Below are 16,472 nucleotides of genomic sequence, written 5' to 3' on the forward strand. Positions count from 1 at the left end.
GGCAAATGAGAGAAGTTTTTGGCACGCAGTGCCTTGCCGAGTGACACGGGGTGCCATACGTTGAATCTCGTCCGGATGTCCCCGCGGCCCACGCCCACCACGGCACGGAACGCGCCCCGGACGCCTGCGTCACAGGCACCCTCCGCGCCACCAGCGCGTCGCCAGCACCACCCCGCCGGACCGACGGCACACCTGTACCCGCACGTCCCCTCAGCAGCACCACCCAGCACCACCTTCGTAGACCCCTCAGCGTTCCCTCAACGCTCCGCCGGAGGCACCACCGTGAAGGACATCCTGGACGCGATCCAGTCGCAGGCCGCGACGGCCGCCGACTTCGCAGCCCTGCCGCTCCCCGACTCCTACCGCGCGATCACCGTGCACAAGGACGAGACCGAGATGTTCGCGGGGCTCGCCACCCGCGACAAGGACCCGCGCAAGTCGCTGCACCTGGACCAGGTCCCGGTGCCCGAACTGGGCCCGGGCGAGGCCCTGGTGGCCGTCATGGCCTCCTCGGTCAACTACAACTCCGTGTGGACCTCGATCTTCGAGCCGGTGTCCACCTTCAGCTTCCTGGAGCGCTACGGACGCCTCTCGGAGCTGACCAAGCGCCACGACCTGCCGTACCACATCATCGGCTCCGACCTGGCGGGCGTGGTGCTGCGCACCGGCCCCGGCGTCAACGCCTGGCAGCCGGGCGACGAGGTCGTCGCGCACTGCCTCTCGGTCGAGCTGGAGTCCTCCGACGGCCACAACGACACGATGCTCGACCCAGAGCAGCGGATCTGGGGCTTCGAGACCAACTTCGGCGGGCTCGCGGAGATCGCCCTCGTGAAGTCCAACCAGCTGATGCCCAAGCCGGACCACCTCAGCTGGGAGGAGGCCGCCTCCCCCGGCCTGGTCAACTCCACGGCCTACCGCCAGCTGGTCTCCCGCAACGGCGCCGGGATGAAGCAGGGCGACAACGTCCTGATCTGGGGCGCCAGCGGCGGCCTCGGCTCCTACGCCACCCAGTTCGCCCTGGCCGGCGGCGCCAACCCCATCTGCGTGGTCTCCAGCGCGCAGAAGGCCGACATCTGCCGGGCCATGGGCGCCACCGCGATCATCGACCGCAGCGCCGAGGGCTACAAGTTCTGGAAGGACGAGCACACCCAGGACCCCAAGGAGTGGAAGCGCCTGGGCAAGCGCATCCGCGAGCTGACCGGCGGCGAGGACGTGGACATCGTCTTCGAGCACCCCGGCCGCGAGACCTTCGGCGCCTCGGTCTACGTCACGCGCAAGGGCGGCACGATCGTCACCTGCGCCTCGACCTCGGGCTACAACCACGAGTACGACAACCGCTACCTGTGGATGTCCCTCAAGAAGATCGTCGGCTCGCACTTCGCGAACTACCGCGAGGCGTGGGAGGCCAACCGCCTGGTCGCCAAGGGCAAGATCCACCCCACCCTGTCGCGGGTCTACTCCCTGGAGGAGACCGGCCAGGCCGCCTACGACGTCCACCGCAACCTGCACCAGGGCAAGGTCGGCGTCCTCGCGCTGGCCCCCGAGGAGGGCCTGGGCGTGCGCGACCACGAGATGCGCGCGACGCACCTCGACGCCATCAACCGCTTCCGTGACGTCTGAGACGCCAAAGGGCTTAAGGATCGCTTGAGATGACAGAGCGTCAGAAGGATCGGCCGTGGCTCATGCGGACGTACGCCGGTCACTCCACGGCAGAGGCGTCCAACGAGCTGTACCGCCGCAACCTCGCCAAGGGCCAGACGGGCCTGTCGGTCGCCTTCGACCTGCCGACGCAGACCGGCTACGACCCCGACCACATCCTCGCCCGCGGCGAGGTCGGCCGGGTCGGTGTGCCCGTCTCCCATCTCGGTGACATGCGGCGGCTGTTCCAGGACATCCCCCTGGAACAGATGAACACCTCGATGACGATCAACGCCACCGCGATGTGGCTGCTGGCGCTCTACCAGGTGGCCGCCGAGGAGCAGGGCGCGGACGTCGCCCAGCTCCAGGGCACCACCCAGAACGACATCGTCAAGGAGTACCTCTCGCGCGGGACGCACGTCTTCCCGCCCGGGCCCTCGCTCCGCCTGACGACGGACATGATCGCGTACACGGTCAACCACATCCCGAAGTGGAACCCGATCAACATCTGCAGTTACCACCTGCAGGAGGCCGGGGCCACGCCGGTCCAGGAGATCTCGTACGCGATGTCCACCGCGATCGCCGTGCTGGACTCGGTCCGCGATTCGGGCCAGGTCCCGCCGGAGCGCTTCGGCGAGGTGGTCGCCCGTATCTCCTTCTTCGTGAACGCGGGCGTCCGCTTCATCGAGGAGATGTGCAAGATGCGCGCCTTCAGCCGCATCTGGGACCGGGTCACCCGGGAGCGCTACGGCATCGAGAACGACAAGCAGCGGCGCTTCCGGTACGGCGTCCAGGTCAACTCCCTGGGGCTGACCGAGGCGCAGCCGGAGAACAACGTCCAGCGGATCGTGCTGGAGATGCTGGCGGTCACCCTCTCCAAGGACGCCCGCGCCCGGGCCGTGCAGCTGCCCGCCTGGAACGAGGCGCTGGGCCTGCCCCGGCCCTGGGACCAGCAGTGGTCGCTGCGCATCCAGCAGGTCCTGGCCCACGAGAGCGACCTGCTGGAGTACGAGGACATCTTCGAAGGCTCGCGCGTCATAGAGGCCAAGGTGGACTCCCTGGTCGAGGAGTGCACGGCGGAGATCGCCCGGATCCAGGAGATGGGCGGGGCGATGGCCGCCGTCGAGTCCGGGTACCTCAAGTCCCAGCTGGTCTCCTCGCACGCCGAGCGGCGGGCCCGGATCGAGGCGGGCGAGGACAAGATCGTCGGCGTGAACTGCTACCAGCAGACCGAGGAGAACCCGCTCACCGCCGACCTGGACGGCGCCATCATGACGGTGGACGCGGCCGTCGAGGCGCTGACCGTCGAACGGATCGGCCGCTGGCGCGCCGAGCGCCAGGAGTCCGCGGACCGGCAGGGGGGCGGCGACCCGTTCGTCTTCCCGACGGTCATGCAGGCCCTGGACCGGCTGAAGGAGGCCGCCACGGGCACCGAGAACCTGATGGAGGCCACCCTGGAGTGTGCCCGCGCCGGTGTCACCACCGGCGAGTGGTCCACCGCGCTGCGCGAGGTGTTCGGCGAGTTCCGCGCGCCGACCGGGGTCTCCTCGGCCCCGGTGGCGGTCACCGCCGAGCCGGGCACGCCGATGGCCGAGGTCCGGGCGAAGGTGGCCCGTACGGCCGAGGAGCTGGGCACCGGACGGCTGCGGCTGCTGGTCGGCAAGCCCGGCCTGGACGGGCACTCCAACGGGGCCGAGCAGATCGCCGTACGGGCCCGCGACGCCGGGTTCGAGGTGGTCTACCAGGGCATCCGGCTGACCCCCGAGGAGATCTCCGCGGCGGCGCTGGCCGAGGACGTGCACTGCGTGGGACTGTCCATTCTGTCCGGCTCGCACAGCGCGCTGGTCCCCGACGTCCTCGAACGCCTGCGGGCGGCCGGGGCGGGTGACATACCGGTCGTGCTGGGCGGCATCATTCCCCAGGCCGACGCGGTGGCACTCAAGGCGGCCGGAGTCGCCGCCGTATTCACACCCAAGGACTTCGGCATCACGGAGATCATCGGCCGTATCGTCGACGAGATCCGCAAAGCGAACAAGCTCGACCCCCTGGAGGTTCCCGCATGACCACGCCCTCTTCCCCGGTGAACCGGCTGCGGCCCCGCCGCTCCTGCCTCGCGGTGCCGGGTTCGAACCCGCGCTTCCTGGAGAAGGCCCAGGGCCTGCCCGCCGACCAGGTGTTCCTGGATCTGGAGGACGCCTGCGCGCCGCTCGCCAAGGAAGGCGCCCGGCACACGATCGTGGACGCGTTGAACAACGGCGACTGGACGGGCAAGACCCGGGTCGTGCGCGTCAACGACTGGACCACGCACTGGACGTACCGCGACGTGATCACGGTCGTCGAGGGCGCGGGCCAGAACCTGGACTGCATCATGCTGCCCAAGGTGCAGGACGCCCAGCAGGTGGTGGCCCTCGACCTGCTGCTGACGCAGATCGAGAAGACCATGGGCTTCGAGGTCGGCAAGATCGGCATCGAGGCCCAGATCGAGAACGCCAAGGGCCTGGTGAACGTCGACGAGATCGCGGCCGCCTCGCCCCGGCTGGAGACGATCATCTTCGGCCCGGCCGACTTCATGGCCTCGATCAACATGAAGTCCCTGGTCGTGGGCATGCAGCCGCCCGGCTACGGCGCTGACGCCTACCACTACATCCTGATGCGGATCCTGATGGCGGCCCGCACGCACAACCTCCAGGCGATCGACGGCCCCTTCCTCCAGATCAAGAACGTGGACGGCTACCGCGAGGTCGCGGGCCGCGCCGCGGCCCTCGGCTTCGACGGCAAGTGGGTGCTGCACCCCGGTCAGGTCGACGCCGCGAACGAGGTCTTCTCCCCCTCTCAGGAGGACTACGACCACTCCGAGCTGATCCTCGACGCCTACGACTGGTGCACCTCGGAAGCGGGCGGCAAGAAGGGCTCGGCGATGCTCAGCGACGAGATGATCGACGAGGCCAGCCGCAAGATGGCCCTGGTCATCGCGGGCAAGGGGCGGGCCGCCGGGATGCAGCGCACGTCGAAGTTCGAAATCCCGGAGGCCTGATCCCCATGCAGTTCGGACGCACCTACGAAGAGTTCGAGATCGGCGCGGTCTACAAGCACTGGCCCGGGAAGACGGTCACCGAGTACGACGACCACCTCTTCTGCCTGCTGACCATGAACCACCACCCGCTGCACATGGACAGCAACTACGCCGAGAACACCACCGACTTCGGCAAGAACGTGGTCGTGGGCAACTACATCTACTCGCTGCTGCTGGGCATGTCGGTGCCCGACGTATCCGGCAAGGCCATCGCCAACCTGGAGATCGAGTCGCTGCGGCACGTGGCGCCGACCTTCCACGGCGACACCCTCTACGGCGAGACCACAGTCCTCGACAAGACCCCCTCGAAGTCCAAGAACGACCGCGGGATCGTCTACGTCGAGACCAAGGGCTACAAGCAGGACGGCACCCTCGTCTGCGTCTTCCGGCGCAAGGTGATGGTCCCGACCGAGACGTACATCAAGGAGCGCGGCGGCGAGCAGCCCGGCCGCCCCACGCTGAAGGAACAGGGGAAGTAGCCATGGCCCGACTCGCCCAGACCGCCGGGCTCAACGACGTCCAGCGGGAGATCCTCAAGACCGTCCGCGAGTTCGTCGACAAGGAGATCATCCCGGTCGCGACCGAGCTGGAGCACCGCGACGAGTACCCGCAGCAGATCGTCGACGGACTCAAGGAGCTCGGCCTCTTCGGGCTGATGATCCCGGAGGAGTACGGCGGCCTGGGTGAGTCGCTGCTCACCTACGCGCTGTGCGTGGAGGAGATAGCGCGGGGCTGGATGTCCGTCTCGGGCATCATCAACACGCACTTCATCGTGGCGTACATGATCAAGCAGCACGGTACGCAGGAACAGAAGGACCACTTCCTGCCGCGCATGGCGCTGGGCGAGATCCGCGGCGCGTTCTCGATGTCGGAGCCGGGGCTCGGCTCGGACGTGTCGGCCATCACGTCCAAGGCGGTGAGGGACGGCGACGAGTACGTCCTGAACGGCCAGAAGATGTGGCTGACCAACGGCGGCACCTCCACGCTGGTCGCCGTCCTCGTGCGGAGTGACGAAGGCCACCCGGAGGGCACCGCGCCGCACAAGTCGATGACGACCTTCCTGATCGAGAAGGAAGCGGGCTTCGGCGAGGTGCGTCCGGGGCTGACGATCCCGGGCAAGATCGACAAGATGGGCTACAAGGGCGTCGACACGACCGAGCTCATCATGGACGGACTGCGCATTCCGGCCAATCGCGTACTCGGCGGGGCGACCGGCCGAGGGTTTTACCAAATGATGGACGGGGTCGAGGTCGGCCGTGTCAACGTGGCGGCCCGTGGCTGTGGCGTCGCTCAGCGTGCATTCGAGTTGGGTGTCTCATATGCCCAGCAACGTCACACTTTCGGCAAAGCCATCGCGGAGCACCAGGCCATTCAGTTCAAGCTGGCCGAGATGGCTACCAAGGTCGAGGCCGCCCATGCGATGATGGTCAATGCAGCACGCAAAAAGGACTCCGGGGAACGAAACGACCTCGAAGCAGGGATGGCGAAGTACCTCGCCTCCGAGTACTGCAAAGAGGTGGTCGAGGACGCCTTCCGCATCCACGGCGGCTACGGGTTCTCGAAGGAATACGAGATCGAGCGCCTCTACCGGGAGGCCCCGATGCTGCTGATCGGTGAAGGTACCGCCGAGATCCAAAAAATGATCATCGGGCGACGCCTGCTCGAGGAGTACCGACTGCAGGGCTGAAAGTGGCTTTTCGTTCCGAAATGTCCAAAAAATTTCGGCGGAAAGATCACATCCAGTCACTGGCCCACGGACATCGACTCGGCTTCTGGCTTGCCCAGTTGTTGCGTGCAACCGATAGCATTCCAGTAAAGCCGCCGTCCCGTCCCCCAGTTTGCGGCGCGGCAATCACCCGCTACGAAGGTCATCCATGCCCCACAGCCAAACCTCTGCACCTCGCGTCGGCCTCCTCGGTGGACGCCTCGCGCGCGGAGCATCGCCGTGGCTTCTGCCGACCGTCGCCACCGCAGCCATCAGCCTCACCCGGGCCCGCAGGTCCGGACGCTGGGCTGCCGTGGCCGTGCCCACCACTGCGCTGGCGGCGGGCATGCTGTGGTTCTTCCGCGACCCCGAGCGAGAGATCGCCCATGGCCGCGTCATCTCGCCCGCCGACGGTGTGGTGCAGAGCATCATGCCGTGGAAGGACGGGCGCACCCGCGTCGCGATCTTCATGAGCCCGCTGAACGTCCACGTCAACCGCGCGCCGCTGGCCGGCACGGTGACGTCCGTGGAGCACATCCCCGGTGGGTTCGTTCCGGCGTTCAACAAGGAGAGCGAGAACAACGAGCGCGTCGTCTGGCACTTCGACACCGAGCTCGGCGACATCGAGATGGTGCAGATCGCGGGAGCGGTCGCCCGTCGTATCGTTCCCTACCTGCCCGCCGGTACCAAGGTGGAGCAGGGCGAGCGCATCGGTCTGATCCGCTTCGGATCGCGCGTCGACATCTACCTTCCCGAGGGTGTCGAGGTCGCGGTCGAGGTCGGACAGGCCACCACCGCGGGGGTGACTCGAATTGACCGTGACTGATCCCGAATCACCGGCGAGCCGGGCGGACCAGAAGACCGGCCCCGGCCGGGCCGACTGGGTGCCCGAGGCCGAGGAGGAGACCGACGGCGAGGAGATGCCCCTCTCGCTGCGGCTGTCGATAGCGGACACCCTCACCCTCGGCAACGCGACCTGCGGATTCATGGCGGTGTACTTCACCACCACCGGAATCCTCATCCCGCACCTCACCGGCAGCGACGAGTCGGGCATGGCCCGGCACAGCGCGGCGACCGCCGTGATACTGATGCTGCTCGCCGCGGTCTTCGACCTCTGCGACGGCCTGGTGGCACGCAAGCTGCGCAGCTCGCCCATGGGCGCGGAGCTGGACAACCTCTCGGACCTGATCAGCTTCGGGCTGGCCCCCGCGTACTTCGTGCTCGTCTACGGCATGGTCGCCGACGACGCGCACCAGCGGGTGTCGGCGCTGGCCGCGATCGTGGTCCTGCTCGCGGTCGTGCTCAGGCTCGCGAGATTCAGCTGCGTGACCATGAAGGACGGCATGTTCCAGGGCATGCCGAGCCCCTTCGGCGCGCTCACGGTCGTCTCGATCGTGCTGCTGGAGCTGCCCTTCATCCCGACCACGATGGCGATCATCGGCGTGGCCTGGCTGATGGTGAGCCGGGTCGAGTACCCCAAGCCGCGCGGTGTCCTCGCGGTGGCGATGCTCAGCTGGATCGTCGGTGCGATGGGACTGCTGGCGGCCTGGGCGTTCGACGCCCCGGGCGGTCAGCTCCTGCTCCAGACCGGCTGCGCGCTCCAGATCGCGCTCGCGGCGACCATCCCGCTGTTCGCCACCACCCGGCGGGCCAACACCTTCCGCCACAACCGGCGCGAGGCACGAGCCGGTCAGCTGCCGTAACCGGCGGCGCGGTGCGCGGGTACGCACACGTGTGAGAGAGGGGCCCCGGACGCCGATGGCGTCCGGGGCCCTTCTCGTGCGCCTGAGGTCCATGTCGCAAAACCGCCAGCCGGGCCCCCGGGGATGCCGGATCCTTGAGGCATGCACACCGACACCGAGCGCTGCGTGCGGGCCGTCCAGTCGAAGGACGCCCGCTTCGACGGCTGGTTCTTCACCGCCGTCAGGACGACCGGGATCTACTGCCGCCCCAGCTGCCCGGCGGTGCCGCCCAAGGTCGCGAACATGAGCTTCCTGCCCAGCGCCGCCGCCTGCCAGCAGGCGGGCTACCGGGCCTGCAAGCGCTGCCGCCCCGACACCAGCCCCGGCTCCCCCGAGTGGAACGCGCGCGCCGACGCCGTCGCCCGGGCCATGCGGCTGATCCAGGACGGGGTGGTCGACCGCGAGGGCGTCCCGGGGCTGGCCGCCCGGCTCGGGTACTCCACCCGGCAGGTGGAGCGGCAGCTGAACGCCGAGCTGGGGGCCGGTCCGCTGGCCCTGGCCCGGGCCCAGCGGGCGCAGACCGCGCGGCTGCTGGTGGAGACCTCGGGGCTGCCGATGGGCGACGTGGCCTTCGCCGCCGGGTTCTCCTCGATCCGTACCTTCAACGACACCGTGCGCGAGGTCTTCGCCCTCTCCCCCAGCGAGCTGCGGGTCCGGGCCGAGAGGGCCGACCGGGGCGGCCCCCGGTCCACGGTGCCCGGCTCGCTCTCCCTGCGGCTGCCGTACCGGGCTCCGCTCAACCCCGACAACCTCTTCGGGCACCTGGCGGCGACCGCAGTGCCCGGGGTCGAGGAGTGGCGCGACGGGGCCTACCGCAGGACCCTGCGGCTGCCCTACGGGACCGGGGTGGTGGCGCTGAGCCCCCGGCCCGGGCACATCGCCTGCCAGCTGGCCCTGACCGACCTGCGCGACCTGACCATCGCGATCAGCCGGTGCCGCTGGATGCTCGACCTGGACGCCGACCCGGAGGCCGTGGACGAGCAGCTGCGCCGGGATCCGCTGCTCGCGCCCCTGGTGGACAAGGCCCCGGGGCGCCGGGTGCCGCGTACGGTCGACGCGGCGGAGTTCGCCGTACGGGCGGTGCTGGGCCAGCAGGTGTCCACGGCGGCGGCGCGCACCCACGCGGGCCGCCTGGTGGCGGCGTACGGGGAGCCGGTGGCCGACCCGGATCCGGCGGGCGGGCTGACCCACCTCTTCCCCTCCCCGGAGGCACTGGCCGCGCTGGACCCCGAGGCCCTGGCCCTGCCCCGCAGCAGGCGCGCCACGCTGACCACTCTGGTCGCCGCGCTGGCCGACGGCTCGCTGCCGCTGGGCATCGACAGCGACTGGGAGGCGGCCCGGGCCCGGCTGGGCGCGCTGCCCGGTTTCGGACCCTGGACCACCGAGGTGATCGCGATGCGGGCACTGGGCGACCCGGACGCGTTCCTGCCGTCGGACCTCGGGGTCCGGCGGGCCGCCCAGGGGCTCGGGCTGCCGTCCACCCCGGCCGCGCTGACCGCCCGGGCGGCGGGGTGGCGGCCCTGGCGGGCGTACGCCGTCCAGTACCTGTGGGCCACCGGCGACCACCCGGTCAACCACCTGCCGGGCTGACCCCGGCCCCCTCGATCCACCGTCCGCAGCACAGCACCGCACCGCACGAGGAGAGTCCCGCTCATGGACCGCACCAGCAAGCAGTACGCCGTCGTCGACAGCCCGTACGGGCCGCTCACCCTCGTCGCCACGGGCGGCACGCTCAGCGGCCTCTACATGACCGGGCAGCGCCACCGCCCGGCGGAGGAGGCCTTCGGGGAGCGGGTGGCGGCCACCGAGGCGCCCTTCCCGGCCGTCGTGGCCCAGCTCGCGGCCTACTTCGCCGGGGATCTCAAGGATTTCGACCTCCCGCTGCGGCTGGAGGGCACGGAGTTCCAGCGCGGGGTGTGGGACCAGCTGACGCGCATCCCGTACGGCGAGACCTGGTCCTACGGGGAGCTGGCCGCGAAGCTGGGCAAGCCGAACGCCTCGCGCGCGGTGGGCCTGGCCAACGGGAAGAACCCGGTCGGCATCATCGTCCCGTGCCACCGGGTGATCGGAGCCTCGGGGAGCATGACGGGGTACGGCGGCGGGGTCGAGCGCAAGGTGCGGCTGCTGGAGTTCGAGTCGGGGCGCACGGGCACGGTCGTCGCCGCGCCCGAGGGGCTGTTCTAGGCCGGGCGGTGCCGGACCGGGCTGTGCTAGACCACCATCAGGGGCACGAGCAGGGCGAAGGCGGCTCCGGCCTCGACCGCGTACCCGTAGAGCGAGGGGTGCGGCACGGGGGCGGCCAGCAGGACCACGCTCTGCTGGGCGGCGGCAGCGTCCACCCACTCCGCCGAGGCGCCCAGGTTGCCCTGGTACCAGCCCTCGCAGGCGCCGGGTCCGCTGACGAACAGGATGTCGTCGGCGCGGCGGTAGGCGGCGTTCCAGCCGGGGGCGGGGGCGGCCCAGCCGTCGTAGTCAGCGAAGTGGGCCCAGCCGCCGTCCCGTATCGCCGTGTCGAACAGCCAGACCGGCACCCCGTCGGGCGTGACGTCCGCGCCTGCCTGTTCCTCGGTGGTGAAGTGGACCATGGGCAGGGCGTCGGGCCCATCAGCGGTGCTGGGCCAGGCGTACATCGTGATCATCGGCTCATTGTTACCCGTCCGGTGTAGGCATGGTGTCACGGGTCCCCCGTCCCGCTCCCGCGGCCCCGACGCTACTGCGGACGGCGGCCGTTCTCCAGCTCCGCGGTGCCCTCTCCCGAGCGCAGGACCCGGTACGCCTCAGCGGTGCGCAGGCCCAGCGCGCCGGGGAGGTAGTCGGTGAGTTCGACGGGTTCGACCAGCCGCCAGGAGAGCAGTTCCTCCTCCTGGAGGGTGACCGAGGCCAGCCGGGCCGCGTCGAGCACCCCGCCGTCGTAGACGTACGCGACGAGCGGCGGGCGGGCCGGGCCGAGGACCCAGTCCACGACGAGCAGCCTGCCGAGCGGCAGGTCGAGGCCGATCTCCTCGGCGCTCTCGCGGCGGGCCGCGGTGCGCGGGGACTCGCCCAGGTCGGACTCGATGGTGCCGCCGGGCAGCGCCCAGCCCTCGCGGTAGTTGGGTTCGACGAGCAGCACCCGGCCCTCGGTGTCCCGGTAGAGGGCGGCCGCGCCCGCCAGCACCCGGGGCAGGCTCGCGATGTAGGTGGCGTAGTCATCAGTGGTGGTCACCCGCGCCACCCTACCGAGCGGCCCCCGCGCCGGGCCCGGACTCGGACGAGGCCGGTGCTCGGCCGGGCTGGTGGTCAGGCCGGGCCGGTGGTCAGGCCGTCGGGCCGGTGCTGTCGCCGTCCTCGCGGTCGCGGGTGCGCGACTTTGCGACCCGCCGCAGCCGGGGGTGGCGGGCCGGACCCTGCTCGAGCGGCTCGCCGACCCCGAAGAACATCAGGCCGATGCCATGCCCGCGCTGAACATCATCGTGATCCACGCGAGATTGGTGAACTCGGGCTTGGAGTCGTCGGCCCCGAGCCGGATCCGGCCGAACCGGCTGATCGCGAGTACGACGCACAGGACCAGGAAGGTGTCGGCGGCGATCACGAACAGCCAGGCGAAGTTGTTCAGCACCCAGGCCAGCGCGGTGTTCGACGCGGAGTCGAAGGATCCCTTGCCGAGCGCGGCCCAGGCGACCACGGCCAGGACGGTGATCACTCCGATGACGACCACGCTGCGGTCGGGAGATTCGTCGCCGGGGCCGCCGAGGCCGCAGGGGCGGCCGGGGGCGCCTGCCGTGGCGTCCGAGTGTGGCTGTTCCAGTGAATCCGTACTCATGTGGACCCACTATGCGACGGTATATCAGCATTAATGACCATGGCGCGCCGGGTGTGTCCCAGGCCACCCATGGGCATTGGAGAATCCTCCGGATAGGCTCAGGGGGGCGCGACTGCACTGTTCGATAGCAAGGGATTAGCAAGGTGACGGACGGAGCAGTAACTGAGACCGCGCGCGTGCTCATCGCCGCGGACAAATTCAAGGGCTCGCTCACGGCCGTTCAGGTCGCTGAGCGGGTGACGGCGGGCCTCCGCAAGGCCGTACCGGGCGTGGAGATCGAGACCCTTCCGGTCGCGGACGGCGGCGACGGCACGGTCGCGGCCGCGGTGGCGGCCGGGTTCGAGCGCCGGGAGGTACGGGTCACCGGACCGCTCGGTGACCAGGTCACGGCCGCTTTCGCGCTGCGCGACGGCACCGCCGTGGTCGAGATGGCGGAGGCCTCCGGCCTCCAGCTGCTGCCCCCGGGGGTGTTCGCCCCGCTCACGTCCACGACGTACGGCTCGGGCGAGGTCCTGAAGGCCGCCCTCGACGTCGGCGCGCGCTCGATCGTCTTCGGTGTGGGCGGCAGCGCCACCACCGACGGCGGGGCGGGCATGCTCTCCGCGCTGGGCGCGGTGTTCCTGGATGCGAACGGTGAACCGGTCGGTCCGGGCGGCGGCGCCCTGGCCTCGCTGGCCTCGGCCGACCTGTCCGGGATCGACCCGCGCTTCGCCGAGGTGGAGTTCGTCCTCGCCAGCGACGTGGACAACCCGCTGACCGGCCCGAAGGGCGCTCCGGCGGTCTACGGTCCGCAGAAGGGCGCGACCTCCGAGGACGTGGCGACGCTGGACACGGCGCTCGCGCACTTCGCGGCGGTGCTGGAGAAGGCGATCGGCGCCAAGGCGGCCGAGTGCGCGCTGGCTCCGGGTGCGGGGGGCGCGGGCGGCATCGGCTACGGCGCGCTGCTGCTCGGGGCCACCTTCCGGCCCGGCATCGAGCTGATGCTGGAGGTGCTGGGCTTCGCCCCGGCGCTGGAGCGGGCCACGCTGGTCATCACGGGTGAGGGTTCGCTCGACGAGCAGACCCTGCACGGCAAGGCCCCGGCGGGCGTGGCGGCCGCCGCGCGCGCCGCGGGCAAGGACGTCGTGGCGGTGTGCGGGCGGCTGGCGCTGAGCCCGGAGGCCCTGAGCGGCGCCGGGATCCGGCGGGCGTACCCGCTGACGGAGATCGAGCCGGACACCGCGAAGTGCATCGCGAACGCCGGTCCGCTGCTGGAGCGCGTCGCCGCGAACATCGCGGCCGACGTCCTCTGACCCCGCCGAGCCGCTACGGGCCCCCGCTCCCCCCGAGGGACCGGGGGCCCTGCCGGTCCCGGCCCCCGATCCGGCCCTCACACGCCCGGCGGGCCGAATGGCGCAGTCACAGCCCCGCCGGCGATTGAGGCGCCGCCAGAGGCACACCGGCATCACCCGGGCCACCCGCCGCCGACAGCCGACACACCCGGCAGACCGGATCGGTCCCGCGCGGGCGCCGCACCACCGGCCCCGCCGCGGCGGCGAAGGGCCGGGGCCGCCTTACGGCTGGGCCGTCGCCGTCTCGAAGGCCGCGTACGCCCCGGCGTCGAAGAGGACGAAGCGGACCTCCTCCACCGGGCTCACCGCGGCCGCCCGCACCGCGGCGACCGCGATCCGCGCCCCGTCGTCCATCGGCCAGCCGTAGATCCCGGTGGAGATCGCCGGGAAGGCCACCGTGCGGGCGCCCAGCTCGGCCGCGACCCGCAGGGACTCCCGGTAGCAGGAGGCCAGCAGCGCGGACCGGTCCTCCTCCCGGGAGTGCACCGGCCCCACGGTGTGGATCACGTGCCCGGCGGGCAGCAGGCCCGCGGTGGTGGCGACCGCACGCCCCGTCGCCAGGCCCTTGCCGTAGTGCGAGGCGCGCAGCGCCCGGCAGGCCGCCAGGATCTGCGGCCCGCCGCGCCGGTGGATCGCACCGTCCACCCCGCCGCCGCCGAGCAGCGAGGAGTTCGCCGCGTTGACCACCGCGTCCACGCGTTCGGCCGTGATGTCGCCCTGGACGAGGGTGATGCGCACCATCAGGAAGAGCCTTTCCGGAGGCGGCGCCAGACCGCTTTCGCCGCGTTGTGGCCGGACATGCCGTGCACGCCCGGCCCCGGCGGAGTCGCGGAGGAGCACAGGAAGACGGCCGGGTGGGCCGTCGTGTACGGGGACAGGGTGAGCTTGGGGCGCAGCAGCAATTGGAGCCCGGAGGCGGCGCCGCAGGCGATGTCGCCGCCGATGTAGTTCGGGTTGCGGGCGGCGAGCTCCGGCGGACCGGCGGTGGCCCGGGCGAGGACCAGGTCACGGAACCCCGGCGCGAAGCGCTCCAGTTGGCGTTCGACGGCGTCGGTGAGGTCGCCGTCCCAGCCCGCCGGGACGTGTCCGTACGCCCAGAACACGTGCTTGCCCTCGGGCGCCCGGCCGGGGTCGACGAGGCTGGGCTGGGCCGTGATGAGGAAGGGGTTGCGAGGGGCCCGGCCGCTCGAGGCGAGTTGCAGGGCGGCGTCGATGTCCCGGGTGCGCGGGCCGATCTGTACGGTGCCCGCGCGGCGCGGCGCCTCGGCGGTCCACGGGACGGGGCCGTCCAGCGCGTAATCGATCTTGAACACTCCGGCCCCGTACCGGTAGCCGTCGAAGGCGCTCCCCAGCCGGGCGATCCGGGCCAGCGCGGTCGGCGAGGTGTCGAAGACGTACGCCCGGGCGGGCGGCAGGTCGTCGAGCCGCTTGACCTCGAACCCCGTGTGGACGACACCCCCGAGGTCCCGCAGGTAGGCGGCGAGGGCGTCCGAGAGCGACTGGGAGCCGCCGCGCGGCATCGGCCAGCCGCCCGCGTGCGCGGCGAGGGCGAAGACCAGGCCGACGGCACTCGTCGCGATCCCGCCGAGCGGGGCGATGACGTGCGCGACGAGCCCGGCGAACAGGGCCCGCGCCCGCTCGTCCTTGAACCGCCGCAGCAGCCAGGTCGAGGGCGGCAGTCCGTCGATCCCGAAGCGGGCCAGGGTGAGCGGGTCGCGGGGCAGCGCGGTGGACGGCAGCGACATGAAGTCGCGGGCCAGGGTGTCCCACTTGCCCACGTACGGAGCGACCAGCCGCCGGTAGGCGCCCGCGTCCCGGGGCCCGAAGGAGGCCGCGGTCTCGGCCACCGAGCGGGAGAGCACGGCGGCGCTGCCGTCGTCGAAGGGGTGCGCCATGGGCAGCGGGGCGTGCAGCCACTCCAGCCCGTAGCGCGCGAGCGGCATGGTGGCGAACACGGGCGAGCCCGCGCCCAGCGGGTGCACGGCCGAGCAGGGATCGTGCCGGAAGCCCGGGAGGGTCAGCTCCTCGGTCCTGGCCCCGCCGCCGACGGTGTCGGCGGCTTCGAAGACGGCCACCGAGAAGCCGCGCCGGGCCAGTTCGACGGCGGCTGTCAGCCCGTTGGGACCCGCCCCCACGACGACCGCATCGAGAATCGACGGCACCATGCGACTCCTTCGTCCGGCAGCGTCACTGCCTCAGGGGGTCCCAGGATATTCCGCCCGTCCATCCCCTCGGCCGCCCCCCGCGCGGTGCGGGTTCACGCGCCGCGCAGCAGGTCCCGGATCCGCAGGGCCGTGGCCTCGTCACGGCCGACCGCGAAGGGCAGCGCATTGTCCCGGTCCACCCGGTACGGCTCGCCCGCGACGGTGCTCTGCGCGCCGCCCGCCTCGGCGACGAGCAGTAGTCCGGCCGCGTGGTCCCAGGCGGAGGGCCAGGTGAAGGCGAGGCCGTCCATCTCGCCCCGGGCCACCTTCAGGTACTCCAGGCCCGCCGAGCCGCAGGGGCGCGCCGCCACTCCCGGCACGTCGAGGCGGGCCAGGGTCCGCTTGTCCTCCTCGCTCGTGTAGAGGGGGTGGGCCATGGCGATCCGCAGCTCGGCGCCCGGCAGCGGCGAACCGGCGGTTATCCGCTCGCCGTTGACGAAGGCGCCCGCGCCGCGCACCGCGGTGGCCAGCTCCTCCAGGACGGGAGCGAAGGTCCAGGACGCGAGGATCTCGCCGCGCAGGGCGAGCGCGACCAGGGTGCAGAAACCGGGGTCCCCGGCCACGAACTGCCGGGTGCCGTCGACCGGGTCCACGATCCACACGGGGGCCTCACCGCGCAGCGCCCCGTACACCGTCGGATCGGCGTGGACGGCTTCCTCGCCGACCACCACCGAGCCCGGGAGCAGCTGGGTGAGGGCGGCGGTCAGGTGTTCCTCGGCCCGCCGGTCGGCGACGGTCACCAGGTCGTGGGGGCCGCTCTTCTGGTCGACCTCGTGGTCGGCGAGCTGCCGGAACCTCGGCATGATCTCGACCGCCGCGGCCTTGCGGACGGCTTCCTCTACATCGGACAGGTCACGGGCCAGAAAGTCTTCGATCATGCCTCCATCAGACCATGCCCCACTGACAAACCCCACCGGGAACGACAGGCCCGCGGGTGGCCCCCGGGTGAACGCCGGGGGCTCGCCCTCAGGGCCTCG

The 16,472-nt window shown here is 71.3% G+C and carries 16 protein-coding genes and 1 pseudogene; 10 read left to right on the forward strand and 7 right to left on the reverse strand.

Annotated elements, in window-relative coordinates; translation table 11 throughout:
- Nucleotides 1–282: 282 nt before the first annotated feature.
- From ccrA to QMF80_RS13160, 9 genes are all read left to right on the forward strand, one after another.
- Entirely contained in the window at nt 283–1,620 is a 1,338-nt protein-coding gene (ccrA, locus tag QMF80_RS13120; RefSeq protein WP_283452731.1) for a crotonyl-CoA carboxylase/reductase, read from the forward strand.
- Nucleotides 1,621–1,649: 29 nt separating this feature from the next.
- Nucleotides 1,650–3,701 carry an ethylmalonyl-CoA mutase gene (locus QMF80_RS13125; RefSeq protein ID WP_283452733.1) on the forward strand — a complete coding sequence of 684 codons (2,052 nt, stop codon included), beginning with the start codon at nt 1,650–1,652 and terminating at the stop codon, nt 3,699–3,701.
- On the forward strand, nt 3,698–4,672 hold the full coding sequence (locus QMF80_RS13130; RefSeq protein ID WP_283452735.1) for an HpcH/HpaI aldolase/citrate lyase family protein: 975 nt from the start codon (nt 3,698–3,700) through the stop codon (nt 4,670–4,672). Before QMF80_RS13125 ends, QMF80_RS13130 begins: the two co-directional genes overlap by 4 nt.
- Nucleotides 4,673–4,677: 5 nt before the next feature.
- Nucleotides 4,678–5,190 carry a MaoC family dehydratase gene (locus QMF80_RS13135; protein WP_243341651.1) on the forward strand — a complete coding sequence of 171 codons (513 nt, stop codon included), beginning with the start codon at nt 4,678–4,680 and terminating at the stop codon, nt 5,188–5,190.
- Between the two features lie 2 nt (nt 5,191–5,192).
- Nucleotides 5,193–6,398 (forward strand): acyl-CoA dehydrogenase family protein, encoded by a 1,206-nt coding sequence (locus QMF80_RS13140; RefSeq protein WP_283452739.1) that lies wholly within the window; start codon nt 5,193–5,195, stop codon nt 6,396–6,398.
- Between the two features lie 187 nt (nt 6,399–6,585).
- On the forward strand, nt 6,586–7,242 hold the full coding sequence (locus QMF80_RS13145) for a phosphatidylserine decarboxylase (RefSeq protein ID WP_283452741.1): 657 nt from the start codon (nt 6,586–6,588) through the stop codon (nt 7,240–7,242).
- 94 nt (nt 7,243–7,336) lie between these two features.
- Nucleotides 7,337–8,119, forward strand: coding sequence for a CDP-diacylglycerol--serine O-phosphatidyltransferase (gene pssA / locus QMF80_RS13150; RefSeq protein ID WP_283452907.1), 783 nt, complete (start codon nt 7,337–7,339; stop codon nt 8,117–8,119).
- 141 nt (nt 8,120–8,260) lie between these two features.
- Nucleotides 8,261–9,748 carry a DNA-3-methyladenine glycosylase 2 gene (locus QMF80_RS13155; RefSeq protein WP_283452743.1) on the forward strand — a complete coding sequence of 496 codons (1,488 nt, stop codon included), beginning with the start codon at nt 8,261–8,263 and terminating at the stop codon, nt 9,746–9,748.
- A gap of 63 nt (nt 9,749–9,811) precedes the next feature.
- Nucleotides 9,812–10,342: a methylated-DNA--[protein]-cysteine S-methyltransferase gene (locus tag QMF80_RS13160; protein ID WP_283452745.1), complete on the forward strand. Its 531-nt coding sequence runs from the start codon at nt 9,812–9,814 to the stop codon at nt 10,340–10,342.
- A 26-nt stretch (nt 10,343–10,368) separates the two neighbouring features.
- Here QMF80_RS13160 and QMF80_RS13165 read toward each other — a convergent pair whose 3' ends face one another.
- From QMF80_RS13165 to QMF80_RS13180, 4 genes and pseudogenes are all read right to left on the reverse strand, one after another.
- Nucleotides 10,369–10,797: a hypothetical protein gene (locus QMF80_RS13165; protein ID WP_283452747.1), complete on the reverse strand. Its 429-nt coding sequence runs from the start codon at nt 10,795–10,797 to the stop codon at nt 10,369–10,371.
- Nucleotides 10,798–10,868: 71 nt separating this feature from the next.
- Nucleotides 10,869–11,363: an NUDIX domain-containing protein gene (locus QMF80_RS13170; protein WP_283452749.1), complete on the reverse strand. Its 495-nt coding sequence runs from the start codon at nt 11,361–11,363 to the stop codon at nt 10,869–10,871.
- 91 nt (nt 11,364–11,454) lie between these two features.
- Nucleotides 11,455–11,577, reverse strand: a complete 123-nt coding sequence (locus QMF80_RS13175; protein WP_283452921.1) for a hypothetical protein — start codon at nt 11,575–11,577, stop codon at nt 11,455–11,457.
- Nucleotides 11,551–11,960: pseudogene (locus QMF80_RS13180) on the reverse strand (BCCT family transporter); the annotation flags it as partial. The pseudogene QMF80_RS13180 and the gene QMF80_RS13175, both read right to left, overlap by 27 nt.
- 143 nt (nt 11,961–12,103) lie before the next feature.
- Between QMF80_RS13180 and QMF80_RS13185 the strand changes: the two are divergent.
- Nucleotides 12,104–13,252 (forward strand): glycerate kinase, encoded by a 1,149-nt coding sequence (locus QMF80_RS13185; RefSeq protein ID WP_283452751.1) that lies wholly within the window; start codon nt 12,104–12,106, stop codon nt 13,250–13,252.
- Between the two features lie 261 nt (nt 13,253–13,513).
- Here the strand turns inward: QMF80_RS13185 and QMF80_RS13190 are convergent, their stop codons facing one another.
- The 3 genes from QMF80_RS13190 to QMF80_RS13200 form a co-directional block, all read right to left on the reverse strand.
- Nucleotides 13,514–14,032 carry an O-acetyl-ADP-ribose deacetylase gene (locus QMF80_RS13190; RefSeq protein ID WP_283452753.1) on the reverse strand — a complete coding sequence of 173 codons (519 nt, stop codon included), beginning with the start codon at nt 14,030–14,032 and terminating at the stop codon, nt 13,514–13,516.
- The gene (locus QMF80_RS13195; protein WP_283452909.1) at nt 14,032–15,453 is read right to left on the reverse strand and encodes a phytoene desaturase family protein; all 1,422 of its coding nucleotides are present in this window, start codon (nt 15,451–15,453) and stop codon (nt 14,032–14,034) included. The genes QMF80_RS13190 and QMF80_RS13195 overlap by 1 nt, the downstream gene beginning before the upstream one ends.
- A 95-nt stretch (nt 15,454–15,548) precedes the next feature.
- Nucleotides 15,549–16,373 (reverse strand): inositol monophosphatase family protein, encoded by an 825-nt coding sequence (locus tag QMF80_RS13200; RefSeq protein ID WP_283452755.1) that lies wholly within the window; start codon nt 16,371–16,373, stop codon nt 15,549–15,551.
- Nucleotides 16,374–16,472 lie beyond the last annotated feature (99 nt).

This window comes from Streptomyces sp. G-G2 (assembly GCF_030063135.1).
GTDB lineage: Bacteria > Actinomycetota > Actinomycetes > Streptomycetales > Streptomycetaceae > Streptomyces.